This is a genomic window from Terrisporobacter glycolicus ATCC 14880 = DSM 1288 (assembly GCF_036812735.1).
GTDB lineage: Bacteria > Bacillota > Clostridia > Peptostreptococcales > Peptostreptococcaceae > Terrisporobacter > Terrisporobacter glycolicus.
Genome location: NZ_CP117523.1, coordinates 3,116,371 through 3,133,996, shown reverse-complemented (window position 1 = coordinate 3,133,996; position 17,626 = coordinate 3,116,371). Strand labels below are relative to the sequence as shown.

At 28.4% G+C, this 17,626-nt stretch carries 15 protein-coding genes; 13 read left to right on the top strand and 2 right to left on the bottom strand.

Going from position 1 to position 17,626, the window contains the following annotated elements; genetic code table 11:
* Positions 1-42 precede the first annotated feature (42 nt).
* The 7 genes from TEGL_RS15410 (at position 43) to TEGL_RS15380 (ending at position 9,178) form a co-directional block, all read left to right on the top strand.
* Positions 43-1,854, top strand: a complete 1,812-nt coding sequence (locus TEGL_RS15410; RefSeq protein ID WP_018589971.1) for a DUF4430 domain-containing protein — start codon at positions 43-45, stop codon at positions 1,852-1,854.
* 253 nt (positions 1,855-2,107) lie between these two features.
* On the top strand, positions 2,108-3,862 hold the full coding sequence (locus TEGL_RS15405) for a hypothetical protein (RefSeq protein ID WP_018589970.1): 1,755 nt from the start codon (positions 2,108-2,110) through the stop codon (positions 3,860-3,862).
* Positions 3,863-4,504, top strand: a complete 642-nt coding sequence (locus tag TEGL_RS15400; protein WP_018589969.1) for a cohesin domain-containing protein — start codon at positions 3,863-3,865, stop codon at positions 4,502-4,504.
* Positions 4,505-4,525: 21 nt separating this feature from the next.
* Entirely contained in the window at positions 4,526-5,758 is a 1,233-nt protein-coding gene (locus tag TEGL_RS15395; protein ID WP_018589968.1) for a DUF4430 domain-containing protein, read from the top strand.
* Positions 5,755-6,645 (top strand): energy-coupling factor transporter transmembrane component T, encoded by an 891-nt coding sequence (locus TEGL_RS15390; protein ID WP_018589967.1) that lies wholly within the window; start codon positions 5,755-5,757, stop codon positions 6,643-6,645. The genes TEGL_RS15395 and TEGL_RS15390 overlap by 4 nt, the downstream gene beginning before the upstream one ends.
* The gene (locus TEGL_RS15385; RefSeq protein ID WP_018589966.1) at positions 6,618-8,318 is read left to right on the top strand and encodes an ABC transporter ATP-binding protein; all 1,701 of its coding nucleotides are present in this window, start codon (positions 6,618-6,620) and stop codon (positions 8,316-8,318) included. The genes TEGL_RS15390 and TEGL_RS15385 overlap by 28 nt, the downstream gene beginning before the upstream one ends.
* The gene (locus tag TEGL_RS15380; RefSeq protein ID WP_018589965.1) at positions 8,276-9,178 is read left to right on the top strand and encodes an ECF transporter S component; all 903 of its coding nucleotides are present in this window, start codon (positions 8,276-8,278) and stop codon (positions 9,176-9,178) included. Before TEGL_RS15385 ends, TEGL_RS15380 begins: the two co-directional genes overlap by 43 nt.
* Positions 9,179-9,258: 80 nt before the next feature.
* Here the strand turns inward: TEGL_RS15380 and TEGL_RS15375 are convergent, their stop codons facing one another.
* Positions 9,259-10,194 (bottom strand): substrate-binding domain-containing protein, encoded by a 936-nt coding sequence (locus TEGL_RS15375; RefSeq protein WP_018589964.1) that lies wholly within the window; start codon positions 10,192-10,194, stop codon positions 9,259-9,261.
* A gap of 167 nt (positions 10,195-10,361) precedes the next feature.
* Here TEGL_RS15375 and modA point away from each other — a divergent pair, with 167 nt between their 5' ends.
* From modA to TEGL_RS15355, 4 genes are all read left to right on the top strand, one after another.
* The gene (gene modA / locus TEGL_RS15370) at positions 10,362-11,171 is read left to right on the top strand and encodes a molybdate ABC transporter substrate-binding protein (RefSeq protein WP_018589963.1); all 810 of its coding nucleotides are present in this window, start codon (positions 10,362-10,364) and stop codon (positions 11,169-11,171) included.
* A 23-nt stretch (positions 11,172-11,194) separates the two neighbouring features.
* Entirely contained in the window at positions 11,195-11,875 is a 681-nt protein-coding gene (gene modB / locus TEGL_RS15365; RefSeq protein ID WP_018589962.1) for a molybdate ABC transporter permease subunit, read from the top strand.
* Positions 11,876-11,878: 3 nt separating this feature from the next.
* On the top strand, positions 11,879-12,937 hold the full coding sequence (locus tag TEGL_RS15360) for a sulfate/molybdate ABC transporter ATP-binding protein (protein WP_026255042.1): 1,059 nt from the start codon (positions 11,879-11,881) through the stop codon (positions 12,935-12,937).
* A 250-nt stretch (positions 12,938-13,187) separates the two neighbouring features.
* Positions 13,188-15,092 carry an endonuclease MutS2 gene (locus tag TEGL_RS15355; protein WP_018589960.1) on the top strand — a complete coding sequence of 635 codons (1,905 nt, stop codon included), beginning with the start codon at positions 13,188-13,190 and terminating at the stop codon, positions 15,090-15,092.
* Positions 15,093-15,135: 43 nt separating this feature from the next.
* Here the strand turns inward: TEGL_RS15355 and TEGL_RS15350 are convergent, their stop codons facing one another.
* Positions 15,136-15,654: a fascin domain-containing protein gene (locus tag TEGL_RS15350; RefSeq protein WP_018589959.1), complete on the bottom strand. Its 519-nt coding sequence runs from the start codon at positions 15,652-15,654 to the stop codon at positions 15,136-15,138.
* A 255-nt stretch (positions 15,655-15,909) separates the two neighbouring features.
* Between TEGL_RS15350 and TEGL_RS15345 the strand changes: the two genes are divergently transcribed.
* The gene (locus tag TEGL_RS15345) at positions 15,910-16,068 is read left to right on the top strand and encodes a zinc-ribbon domain-containing protein (protein WP_018589958.1); all 159 of its coding nucleotides are present in this window, start codon (positions 15,910-15,912) and stop codon (positions 16,066-16,068) included.
* A gap of 249 nt (positions 16,069-16,317) precedes the next feature.
* The gene (locus TEGL_RS15340) at positions 16,318-17,580 is read left to right on the top strand and encodes a cation:proton antiporter (protein ID WP_026255040.1); all 1,263 of its coding nucleotides are present in this window, start codon (positions 16,318-16,320) and stop codon (positions 17,578-17,580) included.
* Positions 17,581-17,626: the final 46 nt, after the last annotated feature.

Here is a 17,626-nt window from a genome sequence, read left to right as displayed (position 1 = left end):
ATAAAATGAGTAATTAGAAAACTTTTATTAAGGGGTGATTTCATGGAGAGATTAAAATCTAAAATAGGTAGAATATTATCAGTATTAATGGCATTTATTTTAACTTTTGTTATGTGTTTTTCTATGCCACAAAATGCTGAAGCATCTTCTACTCCAAAAGGATACGTTACAGTTAGTATGGAGAAATTCACTTTAGGACTTGGTTATATTATAGAACCAGTAAGAGTTCCAATATATGAGGGGGACACAGGTGCAAAGATTATAACTAGGCTAATCGATGAAAATTTGGGAAAAGGTAGTTATAAACATACTGGAAGCATAGGGGATCAATCAGGTGTAGTTGGGCAATCGTTTTACCTAGCAAGTGTAAGAGACAGAGATAAAAGAGAAGCTAAAATACCAAAATATATTTTAGATGTGTGTGATGAGCCTTATGGAAGAGATGAAAAAGATTGGTTAGGTGAGTTTGATTACACATTTATGTCAGGATGGATGTATGCTGTAAATAATTGGTTTCCTAACTATGGATCAGGACAATACAAATTAAAAGATGGAGATGTAATGAGATGGCAATATACTGTTTGGGGGTATGGAGCTGATTTAGGATCAACATTTATGTCTGGTGATAGTGGTACAGATGCATTAGTAAAAGCAGCTAATAAAGATGACTTAACTACAGCTGTTGCTAAAATAAATAGCTCAGATGAAAAGAAATATATTTTAGAAGATAAAGATGTAAAATTAGCTTATAATAATGCGTACAAAGTATTACAAAACATGGAATCTAAACAAGATAAAGTAGATGCTACTTTGGATAATTTAAATAAAGCCTTGGGTAATGTTGAACTTCCTAAAATGCTATCTGTTAGTACAATATCAAATCAAGAATATACAGGGAAAGAGATAAAACCATCGGTAACAGTAAAAGATGGAAGTAAAACATTAAAATCGGGGACAGATTATACATTATCATATAGTGATAATAAAAATATAGGAACGGCCACAGTAAGAGTAACAGGTATAGGCAATTATAAAGGTTATGTAGGAAAAACTACATTTAAAATTGTAAAGAAAAAAGAATTTATAATATCTTCAATATCAAATAAAGAATATACAGGAAAAGAAATAAAACCATCAGTAACAGTAAAAGATGGAAGCAAAACATTAAAATCAGGAACAGACTATGTATTATCCTATAGTAATAATAAAAAAGTAGGAACAGCTAAAGTAAAAGTAACAGGTAAAAATAATTATAAAAAATTTGGAAAAGAAATAACATTTAAAATTTTACCAAGGAAAGTAAAAAACACAAAAGCTTCTGCAACAACTTCATTAGTTAAACTTACTTGGGACAAAGTACCAGAAGCCAGTGGATACAGAATTTACAGATATAATTCTAAAACTAAATCTTATGACCATATATCTACTGTAAGCAAAAATAGCACTACTTCATATACAAATTCAAAAAGAAGCTCTGCAACAAGTTATTCTTATAAAGTAAGGGCATATACAACAGATAGTGGAATGACTTATTATGGCAATTTTAGTGATGTAAAAAAAATAACTACAAAACCATCAACGCCAAGTATTAAATTAAGCGCAGGAAGTAAAAAAATTAAAGTATCTTGGAATAAGATAACAAATGCAAGTGGGTATGAAGTTTATAGAGCAACTAGTAAATCTGGGAAATATTCGAAAATAAATACAATAACTAAGGGGTCTACATTATCATATACAAATAGTAAACTTACTAAAAAGAAAACTTATTATTACAAAGTTAGAGCATATAAAACTATTGATGGAAATAAAGTTTATAGTTCATTTAGTAGTGTAAAATATACAAAAGTAAAATAGATAAAACAAATAAAAATAGAGTAATAGCTTACTGAAAAATTTAAAATAAAACAATATTTTTAAGTTAGGATAATAGGATATTTATCCTAACTTTTTTTATAAAAATGTATTTATAAGTAGTATGTAAGGTAGTACGACTGTAGTAACTTAAGTATACTCTTTACTTTATTTTATTGTACATAAATAAAATAAAATTTACCATTTAAATAGGTTGAAATAATGATTCTGAAATTTTTATAAAGGGGGAAAGATTTTGTTTAGGAATAGAATATTAAAAAAAATAATATGCATATTGACCTTTGTAGTAATGATAACTACTTGTTTAAGTGGATCTTATGCATTATCGCTAAAAACTCCCAATCCAAGTGTTAAGGAGGCTATAAATAATACAGGTATATTGATCCATAAAAATACACCTGATCCAAACGTAGGAACATTTAGTGGTGAATGGTCCATACTATGTTTAGCGAGAGGTGGAATTAAAATACCACAGTCTTATTATGATAAATATTACTCGAATGTAGTTAAAACGCTAAAAGAATGTGATGGTGTTTTACATAATATGAAATACACAGAGTACTCTAGAGTTATTCTAGGTCTAACATCAATAGGAAAAGACCCTAGAAATGTTGGGGGATATAACTTGCTTGAAAAATTAGCAGACTTTAATAAAGTAATAAAACAAGGTATAAATGGACCTATTTTTGCTCTTATAGCTTTTGATACTAATAATTATGAGATACCAATAGTTGATGGTGTAAAAGTTCAAACTAGTAGAGAAAAATTGATTGATTATATTTTAAGTAAAGAAATTGATGGAGGTGGATGGGCGCTTAGTGGAAAAGTTCCAGACCCAGACATTACAGCAATGGCACTACAATCATTAGCACCATATAAAAATGAAGAAAAAGTTAAGCCGTATATTAATAGGGCTATTAAAGTATTATCAAAATTACAAAATGATAAGGGTGGATACTCTAGTTGGGGAACTACAAATAGTGAAAGTGTTGATCAAGTTATAGTGGCACTATGTGCACTTGGAATAGACCCAGGAAAAGATGAAAGATTTATTAAAGGAGATTGCTGGTTAATATCTAACTTAATGAGATTCTATGTTAAAGGTGGCGGGTTTAAACATGTGGAAAATATGGAAATCGATGCAATGGCCACAGATCAAGGAATGTATGCATTAGTCGCATATCAAAGGTTTTTGGAGGGTAAAAACAGACTTTATGATATGACAGATGCAAAAGAAACATTATCTACTGGAGAAAATCCTGATTTAGTTAAACCAAATGATGATAAAGACAATAACAAAGATGATAATAATCAAAACTCCTCTGGAGGAACAATAAACCAGGATAACAACTCAGTTAGCAATGGAAATAGTAATTCATTATCAAGTAATAATTCAAATAGTTCAGGCAGTTCAAATACTTCAGGTAATACAAGAAATTCCTCTAAAAACAATAAAGATGCGACTATAAATTTAAAAATTATTTATGAAGGTGAAAAAGATGGTTTAATTCCTGAAAATAAAAAATGTATAGTTGTAGAATTCCCCAAAAGAGATGATCAAGTAGGAGTAATGTATGATGAAGAAAGCAACTTGTATTATAGTGAAGAATTATCAAAACTAAGTAAATCACCTACATATATAGGTCTTATTAGCAAAGATAGTAAAAAAGAAGATTTAATAAATATGAAAAAATATAAGTTCATGAAAGAAAAAGGGGAAGAAGTAACATTTGGAGATTTAAATAATGACAAAATAGTTAATGGACAAGATTTATTGAATTTACAATCAGTTCTAAATGGAAAGATGAAAATTTCCAAGGATAAAGAAATTATTGCTGCAAATGTGACAATAGATTCTAAAATTGATAATGGAGACATTGATAGCATAATAAACAAGTTTGTAAGTAATGAAGATTATAAAGTCTTTAGTATATACAAAGATGAGAATAAAGAAGACAAAGAGTCTGATAAAGTAAGTGAGGAATCTTAAATGTTAAATGATTTGAATAAAAAACAAAAATATACCATATTAATTTTGCTTTCTATTTTAGTAATTGTAATAGGAATTGCTTACATTGTTGTTATAAATTCACAAGAAAAAAATACTAAAAATGATATAGATAATAATAGTGAAATAAAAAAAGAAGTATCAATATCATTAAATGGAGATAGCCTTTTATCTATTAATGATAAAGATACTTTTAAATTAAAGTTAAAGATGTCACAGATTCCTTCTAATATATATTCAAGTGCAAGTTTTTCTATTTCTTTTGATAAAAATAAAGTTGAATTTATTGATATAGAAAAAGGTGATATATTAACTTACTCATCTAATTCACCAACCTGGGAATATGATGCAAAAGCAAGTAATAAAAGGGGTCAAGTTAATATTATGTATTTGGATTCTACAGGAGGAAAAGAATCATTCACTAGTAAATCAATAGTGGAAGAAAAAAATAATATTTTAATACTAGAATTTAAATTAAAAGAGGATGTGGAAAGTGGAGAAAATATAAGTTTTAATATAAAAGATGCAGTTTTTGCAACTGTTAATGGGGACAAAGATAATTCAAGCTTATCAACAAAAAATAAAAACATTAAATTTGAAGATTGTAATATAAAAGTAGAGTAATTTGTGAGGGGGATGAGAAAAATGAAGCAGATAAAAAAAATAATAATATCATTGTTTTTGATTATGGTTTTTGCTCTTACAGGATGTAATGTAGTTAGTGGTGGTGAAGGAAGTGGCGCTTCTGGAGATAATAGCAAAATACCGGACAATGGAATAGTTACTGCAGAAACATTTGAAAAAATAAAAGATAGTGGAGAGATGGCTTTACTTGAAGGTAATAATAAAGATTTTTCTTATGAATGGATGTTTCTAGCTAGTGATATTAAAGAGCCTAAAGATATAAACTTAAAAGTTAATTCAGTAAGTGAAAATATAGATTCAGTAAAAGAAAAATCTAAATCAGATATAGTTTATGGATTTTCTTTTGAAGAAACTTCAAGCTTAGAAAGTAATACAGCTTTATCAATTATATTTAATAGTAAATTAAAATGTAGTGCAGCGGATATATATAAGTTAAACTCAGATAAGTTAGAAAAAGTAACTACAGCTACTGTAGATTTTTCATCAGATAAAACAACTATTAACTTTAGTGTACAAGATCGAGAAGGAGCATTTTATATTGTAGGAAGTGATCCAAAACAAGCAGCAATAGATGCAGATACTGATGGAAGTGGTTCAGATAGTTCAAATGGTGGAAGTAGTAATGATAGTAAGGGTGACAAAGCAAAACAAAGTTTAGAATATAAAAAGCAAATGGGAATTAATGTAGAAGAGGGAACTCCAGGAGAAGATGGAAAGGATAAATATCTAACAGATCCAACTCCAGCTGGAAAACCTAAACCATTTGAATGGAATGAAGGTGGAAATAAAGTTGACAAAAGTAAAGTGGCAGGATATGTAACTTTGTCAATAGATTGTAAGACTTTATTAAAACCAGCCAATAGAAAGGTTGCAATAGAAAATGGAAAAGGAGATATGATTCCATCAGATGGAATTATATATAAAACTAAAAAAGTTAAGTTTTACAAAAACGAAACAGTGTTCGATGTTTTATTAAGAGAAGTAAAAGCTAATAAGATTCATATGGAATTCTCTATGACTCCAATTTATAACAGTAATTATATAGAAGGTATTCATAACTTATATGAGTTTGATGGAGGAGAATTAAGTGGATGGATGTATCAAGTTAATGGATGGTACCCTAATTACGGATGTAGTAGATATAAATTAAGAGATGGTGACAAGATAAAATGGAGATATACTTGTGATTTAGGACAAGATGTTGGATGTGACTGGATGGCAAATAAAAAATGATAAATTCTTTTAAATCTTATCATCCAATTGTAAATTTGTATTACTTTACAGTAGTAATACTATTTAGCATGTTTTTTATGCATCCTGTTTTTTTAGGAATATCTTTTATTACATCGTTTATTTACTCTATTTGTTTGAATGGAGGAAAAGCTGTAAAGTTTAATATAGTATATATGATACCATTTTTAGTATTTTGTGCAGTAATAAATCCAGCTTTTAGTCATGCAGGAGTAACTATTCTTGGATACTTTAGTACAGGAAACCCATTAACACTAGAATCTATTGTTTATGGGATAGCAGCAGCAACTATGTTTATATCAATGATTCTTTGGTTTTCTTGCTATAATGCAGTAGTATGTTCAGATAAATTTATATATCTATTTGGACGAATAATACCAGGATTATCACTTATTATATCTATGGTATTAAGATTTGTACCAAAATATAAGGCCCAAATTAAAGTGATATCTAATTCACAAAAATGTATAGGAAGAGATGTTAGTAACGGAAATATAATAACTAAGGCTCTTAATGGAATGAAAATTTTATCCATAATGATGACTTGGGCATTGGAAAATGGGATAGAAACAGCTGATTCAATGAAATCAAGGGGATATGGTCTTAAAGGAAGAACTAGTTTTTCAAATTATAGATTTGATGATAGGGATAAAATTGTAATAACTATAATGATCTTTTTCACAATAATAATTTTAATAGGTCATTCTAAGGGAGAAAATACTATGATTTATTTTCCTGCCATAAAAATGGTCCCTATTACAATATTTAGTATAATTGATTATACTGCATATTTCCTTTTATGTATTATCCCAGTGATTCTTGATATTAAGGAGGAAATAAAATGGAGACATTTAGAATTGAACAATTAGCTTTTTCTTATCCTAATATGGAAAAACTAGCTTTAAAAAATATAAATTTAACTATTGAATCTGGCGAATTTGTAGTTATTTGTGGGAAGTCAGGCTGTGGGAAAAGTACATTAATAAGACATTTAAAAACAGTACTTACACCTTATGGAAAAAGAGAAGGTGATATATATTTTCAAGGTAGATTACTTGATTTAGTTGATGATAGAACTCAGTCATCACAGATAGGGTATGTATTGCAAAGTCCTGAAAATCAAATAGTAACAGATAAAGTATGGCATGAATTAGCGTTTGGACTTGAAAGTTTAGGTTATGACAACAATACTATTCGACTTAGAGTAGCTGAAATGGCCAATTTCTTTGGTATACAAACTTGGTTTAGAAAAAATGTAACCGAGTTATCAGGTGGACAGAAGCAATTATTAAATTTGGCTTCAATTATGGCAATGCAACCATCTGTATTAATTTTGGATGAACCAACTAGTCAACTAGATCCTATAACAGCTAGTGATTTTTTAAAGACCATAAAAAAAATTAATGAAGAATTGGGAATTACAATAGTAATTGTAGAACATGATTTAGAAGAAGTTTTTAATATGGCTGATAGAATAATACTTATGGATGAAGGAGAAGTAATTATTGATGATAATCCAAAGAATGTGGGTAAAAAGGTAAAGAAATTAATTCCGGATATGTTTGAGGCAATGCCATCTCCTATAAAAATAGCTTCTTCTCTAAATATAAATGAAACACCAATTACTGTAAAAGAGGGACGATATTTTATTAATGAATTATTTGTAAATGAAGAAGTGGCATATACAAGAGTAGAAGATGATAAAGAAAATAATAATATATACTTAGATAAAGCAGCAATAAAAATGAAGGATGTTTGGTTTAAATATGAGAAAAATGGCAATGACATTGTAAAAGATTTAAACTTTGAAGTTAAAGAAGGTGAGTTTTTCTGTATAGTAGGAGGAAATGGTACTGGAAAAAGTACAACAGTTTCATTAATATGTGGGATAAACAAACCTTATAGAGGTAAAGTAGAACTCTTTGACAAAAATATAAAAGAATATAAAAATAAAGAGCTATTTAATAATAATATAGCTATTCTTCCTCAAGATCCTCAATCTTTATTTGTGAAAAATACAGTAGAAAAAGATTTATATGAAATGTTTCCGAAGCTGGGAATTAGCAAAAAGGAAAAAATAGGTAAAATAGCAAAAATATCTGAATTAGTTGAAATAGAAGATTTATTAAATCACCATCCATATGACTTAAGCGGTGGAGAGCAGCAGAGAGTAGCTTTGGCAAAAGTATTGCTTTTAGAGCCTAAACTATTAATACTTGATGAGCCGACAAAGGGCTTAGATGCTCATTTTAAAGTTAAATTTGCTAAAATAATAAATAAATTAATAGAAAATAAAGTAACAGTAGTTATGGTGTCTCATGATATAGAATTTTGTGCAAGTTATGCTCATAGATGTGCTCTTTTCTTTGATGGAAGTATTGTAACTAGTAATACACCAAATAAGTTTTTCTCGGGAAATAGTTTCTACACAACTGTAGCAAATAGAATGAGTAGGCAGGTATTTGAAAATGCTGTAACATGTGAGGATGTGATAACTTTATGCAATGGGAACAAGGAAGCAATGCTACAAACATTAGCTTAGTAGATAATCTATGTGAGAATATTAATTTTATAGAAGAAAAAAAGAAGAAAATATATATAAAAGAAGAAAAAAAAGAGAAAAGAAAAAAAAGAAGTAGACGTTATTATTTTGCTAGAAATAGAGTTTCAAAAAGGACTTTAGCAAAAGATTATAAATTAAGTAAAAGAACTTTTGTAGCCCTATTTATAATATTACTTGCTATACCATTTACTATATATTTAGCTGTTTTTCATGGAAATCAAAGAGAAAATTATTATGCAACCAGTCTTGTTATAGTTGTAGAAACTATGATACCATTTTTTATGGTATTTGAAGATAGGGATCCGCAGGCCAGGGAACTTGTTGTAATATCAGTGTTAGCAGCTATAGCAGTAGCTGGAAGAGGTGCCTTTTTCATGCTTCCTCAGTTTAAACCCGTTGCAGCTATAGTAATAATAGCAGGTGTTTGTTTTGGAGGAGAAGCTGGTTTTTTAGTAGGTGCTGTATCTGGGATTGTTTCTAATTTCTTTTTTGGACAAGGTCCTTGGACTCCATGGCAGATGTTTGGTTTTGGTATAATAGGATTTATAGCAGGAGTATTATTTAAAAAAGGAATGTTGAAAAAGAAAAAACTATCTTTATGTTTATATGGAGGTATTTCCACTTTTTTAATATATGGCTTTTTATTAGATACTGCATCTATATTTATGTTTTCAGAAAAAAACATAACAAAAGCAGGAGCTATATCAGTATATATAAGTGGTATACCATTTAATATGGTTCATGCCATATCAACAATATTTTTCCTGTTCATACTTAGTAAACCTATGATAGAAAAACTTGATAGAATAAAGGTAAAATACGGGTTAATTGAACCATAAAAATAATGCTCCTTTAGGGGGAGCATTATTTTTTAGCTTAAAGTAAGATTAGTTACTCATCTATGTTCTTATTTTAAATTTTATGTTTGCCCAACTATTTTACCAGTATCTTTTAAATCATATCCTCCAAGCCCTTCAAGTTCATCTTTGAATTCTTTAGAAGATAGAATATTAATAATAGATTTATAAATAGGATTGTCTAAATCGGATTTTTTTATTACTAAGTCATAACGTTCTTTTTGAAGAGGAATAAATTCAATATTATCCACTTGTTTAGAAACTTTTTCATTACCAATTCCCACATCAGCTCCACCTCTAGCAACATAACTAGCTACGCTAAGATGAGATGTTTCTTCATTTTCATATCCATTTATATTATTAGATATATTAAATGAATGTAGTTTACCATCAAGTAAAACTCTAACTCCAGAGCCTTTTTCTCTATTAATCATAGTAATGTCACTTCTACTTAAATCATTCCAATCTCTTATATTTTTAGGATTACCTTTTTTAACATAAAATCCTTGTGTTCTATAAGCAATATTAATTAAAATACAAGGTACACCTGGTAATAATTTTTTTACAAAATTAGTATTATATGTATTTGTTTCACTATCCCAAAGATGACAAGAAGATATGGAAACTTTATTATTGTACATATCGTACAATCCATTATAGCTACCTATATTAGAACGATATGTTCTTATATTTTTTATTTTAACTTCTATCATTCTACATAATATATCTAAAATAATATCTTGACCAGAAATTATAATTTCTCCACTTTTTATAGAAGAAGGTTTCATATTAATAGTAGGTTCAAATGATAACATGGAATTACTTGTAAATGTATTTTTTTGGCTATTTATATAATTTTCCACATCACTTTTATCTATTCTTATTTTTCTACCAATCTTATAAGAGGGAAGCTCTCCTCTCTTTATCATTTCATAGACTGTATTTTTTGTAATGTTTAACATTTGAGCAACTTCCATTGCATTTAATGATGAATTCATAACAAACACCTCCCTAGAAATATTGTAACATAAAATATTTTTTTTACTAAATATTCTAAAAAATGTATAAACTTGTTGATATAAAAGTATCAAATATATACAATATAAATTATAAAACATGACATAATGTTACGAAACATAATAAAACACAATATAGGGGGATGTTTATGAAAGTATTAAAAAAATTAGGAATAATAGGTCTAGTTTTAGGTTTAACATTAGGAGTAATTGGATGTTCTAGCAAGAGTGAAGACAAAAGCAAGGAAGATGATACAACAAGTAAAGAGACAGTAACTTTAAATATATCTGCAGCAGCGTCTCTACAAGAGGCCATGACTGAATTAGAAACAAAATTTAAAGAAGTAGAGCCAGATGTAAAACTAGAAGTTAATTTAGGATCTTCTGGAACCTTACAACAACAAATAGAACAAGGCGCTGCTTGTGATGTGTTTATATCAGCAGGTGAAAAACAAATGAAAGCATTAGAAGAGAAGGATTTATTACTAGATGGAACAAATAAAACCTTATTAACGAATGATTTGGTATTAGTTTCGGCTAAAGGAAAAACAGTTAAAGATTTAGATAGCATAGTGTCTGATGGTGTAAAACATATAGCTATAGGAGATCCAGAATCAGTTCCAGCTGGTAAATATGCTAAAGAAGTTTTAGATAATACAAAGCTATATAATAAGGTAGAAAACAAGCTTGTTCTAGCTAAAGATGTAAAAGAAGTTTTATCTTGGGTACAACAAGGAAATGCTGATGTTGGATTTGTTTATTTGAGTGATACTGTAGGTGCTGATAAAGTAGAAATTGTTTTAACTACAGACAAAGACACTCATTCACCTATAAATTATCCAGTTGCTGTAATGAAAGAAAGTAAAAAACAAGACAAAGCTAAATCATTTGAGAATTTCTTATTAAGTGATGATGGACAAACTATTCTTGAAAAATACGGATTTAAAAAAGCTAATTAGATTATAGAACTGGAGGAAGTATAATGAATGCAGGATTAACACCACTTTGGATATCAATAAGGACATCTTTATTAGCAACATTCATAACATTTTTTATAGGCATAGGAAGTGCTTATTTAGTAGCCAATTATCAAGGAAAATGGAAAGGTTTAATTGATAGTTTATTTACTTTACCCCTTGTACTTCCTCCAACAGTATTAGGTTTCTTTTTGCTTCTTTTGTTTGGCAAAAATGGACCTGTGGGAAAATTACTGGAACTTATGGATAAAAGTATAATTTTTACCTGGAGTGCTACTGTTATTGCAGCAACAGTTGTTGCTTTTCCAATGATGTATAGAAGTGCAAGATCAGCTTTTGAGCAAATTGATATTAATTTAATTTCAGCAGCTAAGACATTAGGCCTTAGTAATTGGAATATTTTTTATAAAATTGCAATACCACTTGCTTGGCCAGGAATAATAGGCGGACTAGTATTATCATTTGCAAGGGCACTAGGGGAATTTGGAGCTACACTTATGATTGCAGGAAATATTCCAGGGAAAACTCAAACAATGCCTTTAGCCATATTCTTTGAAGTTCAAGCTATGGACTATAAAGGAGCCCTGTTTTGGGTAATGACTATTGTAGCTATTTCAGTAGTAATGATACTTATATTAAATAAATGGTCTGACAAGCAACAAGAAATTGTAGGGAAGAGGGGATAGATGATGTCATTAATAGTAGATATAGAAAAAGACTTTGGTTCCTTTTCTCTAAAAGTTAATATAGAACAAGAAAATGGTGTTTTAGGCTTTTTAGGAGAGTCAGGTTGTGGAAAAAGTATGACCTTGAAATGTATATCAGGTATTGTTAAGCCAGATAAAGGAAAGATAATTTTAAATGGAAGAGTATTTTTTGATTCAGAAAAAAATATAAATATTCCTCCACAAGAACGTAAAGTAGGTTATTTATTTCAAAATTATGCATTGTTCCCTCATATGACAGTAAAAGAAAATATTGAAATAGGATTAGCAAATCTTAATAAAGAGGAAAAAAGTAAAATAGTAAAAGAATATCTTCATAAAATGAAGCTAGAAGGATTTGAAAAAAGGTATCCTTACCAGTTATCAGGTGGACAAAAACAAAGAATAGCATTTGCAAGGGCTTTGGCTTGCAATCCAGATATACTTATTTTAGATGAACCATTTTCTGCATTGGATTATCATTTGAAAAGTAATATGGAAAATGAATTAATAGATATGATTAATGATTTTAAAGGTCATATTGTATATGTTACTCATGATATAAGTGAATCTTATCGTATATGTGATGATATAGTTGTATTTAACAAAGGCTTAGCTATAAATAAAAGATCTAAAAAAGATTTATTTAAACATCCGATTTCAATGACAGAAGCAATTATCACAGGTTGTAAAAATATTTCTGAAATAGATATAATTGATGAAAAAAGGGTATTTGCCAAGGAATGGGGAATAGAATGTAAATTATCTCATGATGTAATAGACAAAGCAAAATATATTGGCATCAGAGCACATCATATGAGAATAGTTCAAAATAACCTTCAATTTAGTAGAGAGAATTTGTTTGAACTTTCCATAGTAAAAGTTTTTGAAAGTTCGTTTACATATATAGTCTATGTACAGAATTTAGAAAATGAAAACTATAATGCAATACAATTAGAAATTAATAAAAATATAGAGCCATTAAAAGCTGGAGATAAAGTTTTTGTAAAGTTTGATGAAAATTGCTTATTTGATTTTTGTTAAAATTAAGACTTATTAATGCAGAGTGAATAGAAAAGTGTAGATTTTGTATATAGTTCAAAATCTACACTTTTTTTTATTTTTATGATAATATAATATTGTAAATAAAAATTAAAAGGAGAGTTGTTTTTGAAAAATAATAAGAGCATTGTGGGAAAACTTCTTTATAAATAAGGGGTAACCACAAAATACTATCCTTATTTATAAAGAAGTCTTTTAATATAAGATTGATATATAAATAAAGGAGATTAAGATGAATTTAGATACATTTGAAAAATTACAATTAAATGAAATTAAGGAATTAGTAAAAGTATACTGCGTAAGTTCACTTGGAAGAAGTCTTATAGATAAATTAGAACCTAGTGGAAATTATTATGTTGTAAAAAAGAAGCTAGAGGAAAATAAAGAAGCAAGAAAAGTATTGGAAAGTAGTAATCATGTACCATTAGAAGGATTGTTTAATATATACCCTGTAATAGATAAAGTAGAGAAGGGAATGATTTTAGATGTTTCAGAACTTATTTCTTGTGAAGATTTCTTAAGAGGATGCAGAAAGATAAAATTATTTATGTTGGATAAGGAATTTTATTCACCTACATTAAGTTCTTATGCATTAAATATAACAGAATGCGAAAGCATAGAAGAAGAAATTAAATTTTCAATTAAAAATAATAAAATTTCGAGTGAAGCTAGTAAAGAATTGAAGAAAATTAGACGAAGCATAGATATATGCGAAGGTAGAATAAAGGAAAAGTTAAATAAATTTTTAACATCTTCTACTAATAAAAAGTATATACAAGAATTTATTATAAGTAAAAGAGATGATAGATTTGTAGTACCTATTAAATCATCTTTTAAAAATGAAGTTGATGGAGCAGTTTTAGATACTTCTTCAAAGGGCTCAACAGTGTTTATAGAGCCAGCATCCATAAGCAAATATTCTTTAGAGTTAATTACATTAAAAAGTGAAGAATCTATAGAAGAATATAAGATTTTATCATATCTTACAGAATTGATTTATAACAAAATTAGAGAGATTAAGTTGAATATGGAAATAGTATCTCATTATGATATGGTATTTGCTAAGGCTAAATTTAGTCAAAATAATAAATGCATTACACCAAAGATAAATAATCATGGATATACTAAGATTATTAAAGGAAGGCATCCTCTCCTAAAAGGCAATGTAGTGCCTTTGGATTTTGAAATAGGTGATAAATATAGAAGTTTAATTATAACAGGACCTAATGCAGGTGGAAAAACTATCACTTTGAAAACTGTAGGTATTTTAACCTTAATGACACAATGTGGTTTCGATATACCGACTATGGAAAATACTGAAATTAGTGTGTTTGAAAAAGTTTTTGTTGATATAGGAGACAATCAAAGTATTGAAAATGCACTTAGTACTTTTTCTGCCCATATAAAAAATATAGCGGAGGTTATGAGAGAGGCTAATAAAAATACTTTGATACTATTTGATGAAATAGGTTCTGGAACCGATCCAAATGAAGGAGCAAGTTTAGCTATTGCACTTCTTGAAGAGTTTTATCAAATGGGATGTATCATGGTAGCATCAACTCATTATGAAGAAATTAAACATTTTGCTAATAAGCATCCTCATTTTGAAAATGCAGGAATGATGTTTAATAAGGAAACATTAGAGCCATTGTACAAGCTTGTTATTGGTAAGTCAGAAGATAGCAATGCACTATTTATTTCTAAAAAAATGGGAATAAAAGATAAAGTTTTACAAAAGGCAAAAATTTATATGGACAATAAAAATTATGATTTCACTTTAGTAAAAGAAAATAAAATCTTAAATAAAGTTGTTGAAAAGGAAAATTTAGTTTTGATAGAATTTCCAAATTTTGAAATGGGAGATAAGGTAGAACTATTAGATTTTAATGATTTTGGTATAGTGTATAAGCCAATTGACAAGTTTAACAACGTGGAAGTTTTATATAAAGATGAATTTATAAAGATGAATGCTAGAAGGCTAAAATTACAACTCAAAGCTAAAGACTTATATCCTGAAGATTATGATTTAAATAGTTTGTTTATAAGCTTTGAAAAAAGAAAGCTAGATAGGGATATAGAAAGAGGATCTAAAAAAGCTTTAAAGAAAATTAAAAAGGAAATAAAAAGCAATAGATAAATAAAGAAAAAGGGAAGTGTGACCTATTACACTTCCCTTTTATTTAATTAGCATTTTTAAATTTAAACTTTATTTTAGGTCCAGTATATTCTGATTTAGCAATTAACATATTATCCCTTTGTTTTACATTAACGTACTTTCCTTGCGGTGCCATTAAACTAAATTCCATATAGCCAGTTCGTAAAATATTAAAAATAGTAGCATTATTTTTATTAACATCAGCAACTAATGCACCATTATAATCGATTCTTACAAACTGTCCCCCAACAATTCTAAGTTTCACCTGATAGTTATTAATAGGAATTATTTTGAAAGTTTCACCTTGTTGAGTAATAGTAGCAACGGCATATAAAACGTCATTATATCCTACTATTATAAATGCATTTGAAAACAGTGATTTCATTTTCACCTTAGAAATATCTAGGCCTGGAGATATGGCTGATCCAGGATCTGTTTCAGTCGAAAATGGTAAAATAGGTGGACTAGGTCTTGGGCTTATTAAAGGTGGTGATATAGGAACTGGCCCTATTTGTATAATTGGCTCTTGATGATCTATACTCATATTTTGCCCCCTTATATTAAACTACTTATTATATTTTATGATGACAAGTAAGTTAAGGTTACTTTGAGTATTTAAACAGTAATAATATTACTTTTATTAGGAAAATAAAAACACTTTAAAATATATGAAATACTTGTATTTATTGAGATAATATGTTATTCTTAGAATAAGAATAAATAAAGATTAATTTAGATAATAATTTTTTCCTATAAAGACAAATTATTGCTATATAGTCTTTATAGGAGGATTAATATAATGGATAAAAAAATAATATGTAAAGATTGTAAAGCTGAATTCTTATTCACAGAAGGAGAACAACAATTCTATAAAGAAAAAGGATTTGATAACGAACCAGTTAGATGTCCAGAATGTAGACAATCTAGAAAACAACAAAATAACAAAGGCAGAAGATAATTCTGTTAAAGATAAGCTATAAGAGTAAATCTTATAGCTTTTTTAATTTGAAAAAAAGAAAAATATATTAATAATTAAGTGAAATTCTGTGAAAATTAAATCAATCATAAAATTTCCAGAAAACTCAAAAAATGTTAATAAAATTTTATATTTTGACAACGTTCACTAGCATTGACTTATGATAATTAGGGGTATATAATGGATAATTATTGGATTAAAAACAAAATTGATAGAGTGGAGATGAATAGTATGGAAGGAAGCATAGAAGCAATTGCTACCAATAATTTATTGTTAATATTTTCGATGATAATAATTACTGGTATTGCTCTGGGAAGAGTAAGTGAAATATTAAAAATTCCAGATGTAATACTATATTTAATATCAGGTATAATAATAGGACCAGCCTTTTTAAATATTTTAAGTATCGGGGCTTTTCCAGTAGAAAATAATTTAATACTTACTTTTGGATCAGCATTTATATTATATGAAGGTGGTAAGGAAATTAATTTAAAAGTACTAAATAAGGTAAAAGTAAGTGTAGGAATGTTATCAACAGTAGGTGTTGTAATATCTGCAGTTGTAGTAGGTGTTGTGGCAGCAAAGATATTTAATTTACCTATTATGACAGCTTTTCTTTTAGGTGCGGTTATAGCTTCAACAGACCCAGCAGCTCTTATACCTGTATTTAAACAAGTTAGAATAAAGGATAAGATAAAACAAACAGTTGTAAGTGAGTCTGCTTTTAATGATGCAGTGGGCGCTATATTATCTTCTGCATTATTGGGTATAGTTATGAGTGGTCAGTTCTCAGCAATAGATAGTATTAAGGAATTACTTATTTCAGCAGCAGTAGGAATAGGTGTAGGAATATTAGTAGGATATTTATTAATAATATTAGTTTCAGATAAAAGAGTAGGAGTATTTCATTCTTATGCTCCAATTATGTCGATGTTAACAGTTACTCTTGCTTATGAGTTAGCTACAATGTTCCATGGCAGTGGATATATGGCAGTATTTATGGCAGGGTTGATTTCAGGAAATAAAAAAATGTTCGGAATTTGGTTAGAAGAAGCGGATTATCAACCAACAGTACATTTCACAGAAAGTATAGCTACAATATGTCGTATGTCGATATTTGTTTTACTGGGGACTCAAGTAAATATATCAGCATTAGCTCAATATTGGTTACCATCATTAATAACAGTATTAGTTTTAATGTTTGTAGGAAGACCTTTAGTGGTGTTAGTATCTACTATATTTGATAGAAAAGCACAGTGGACATTTAAAGATAAATTATTTATGATGTGGGTTAGAGAAACTGGGGTTATACCAGCTGCAGTATCAGGAATAATAGTGGCTATGAAAGTACCAGGTTATGAAATAATATCTTCGGTAGTATTTATGACTATACTTGTAACTTTAATAGTACAAGCAAGTACTACTAAACTAGTTGCGAAAAAATTAGGCGTACTAGAAGAAACAAAAGATAACGTATCTGAAGTAGTTGCTTAATATAAATCCCCTTATAATATGATATTTATATCGTATTATAAGGGGA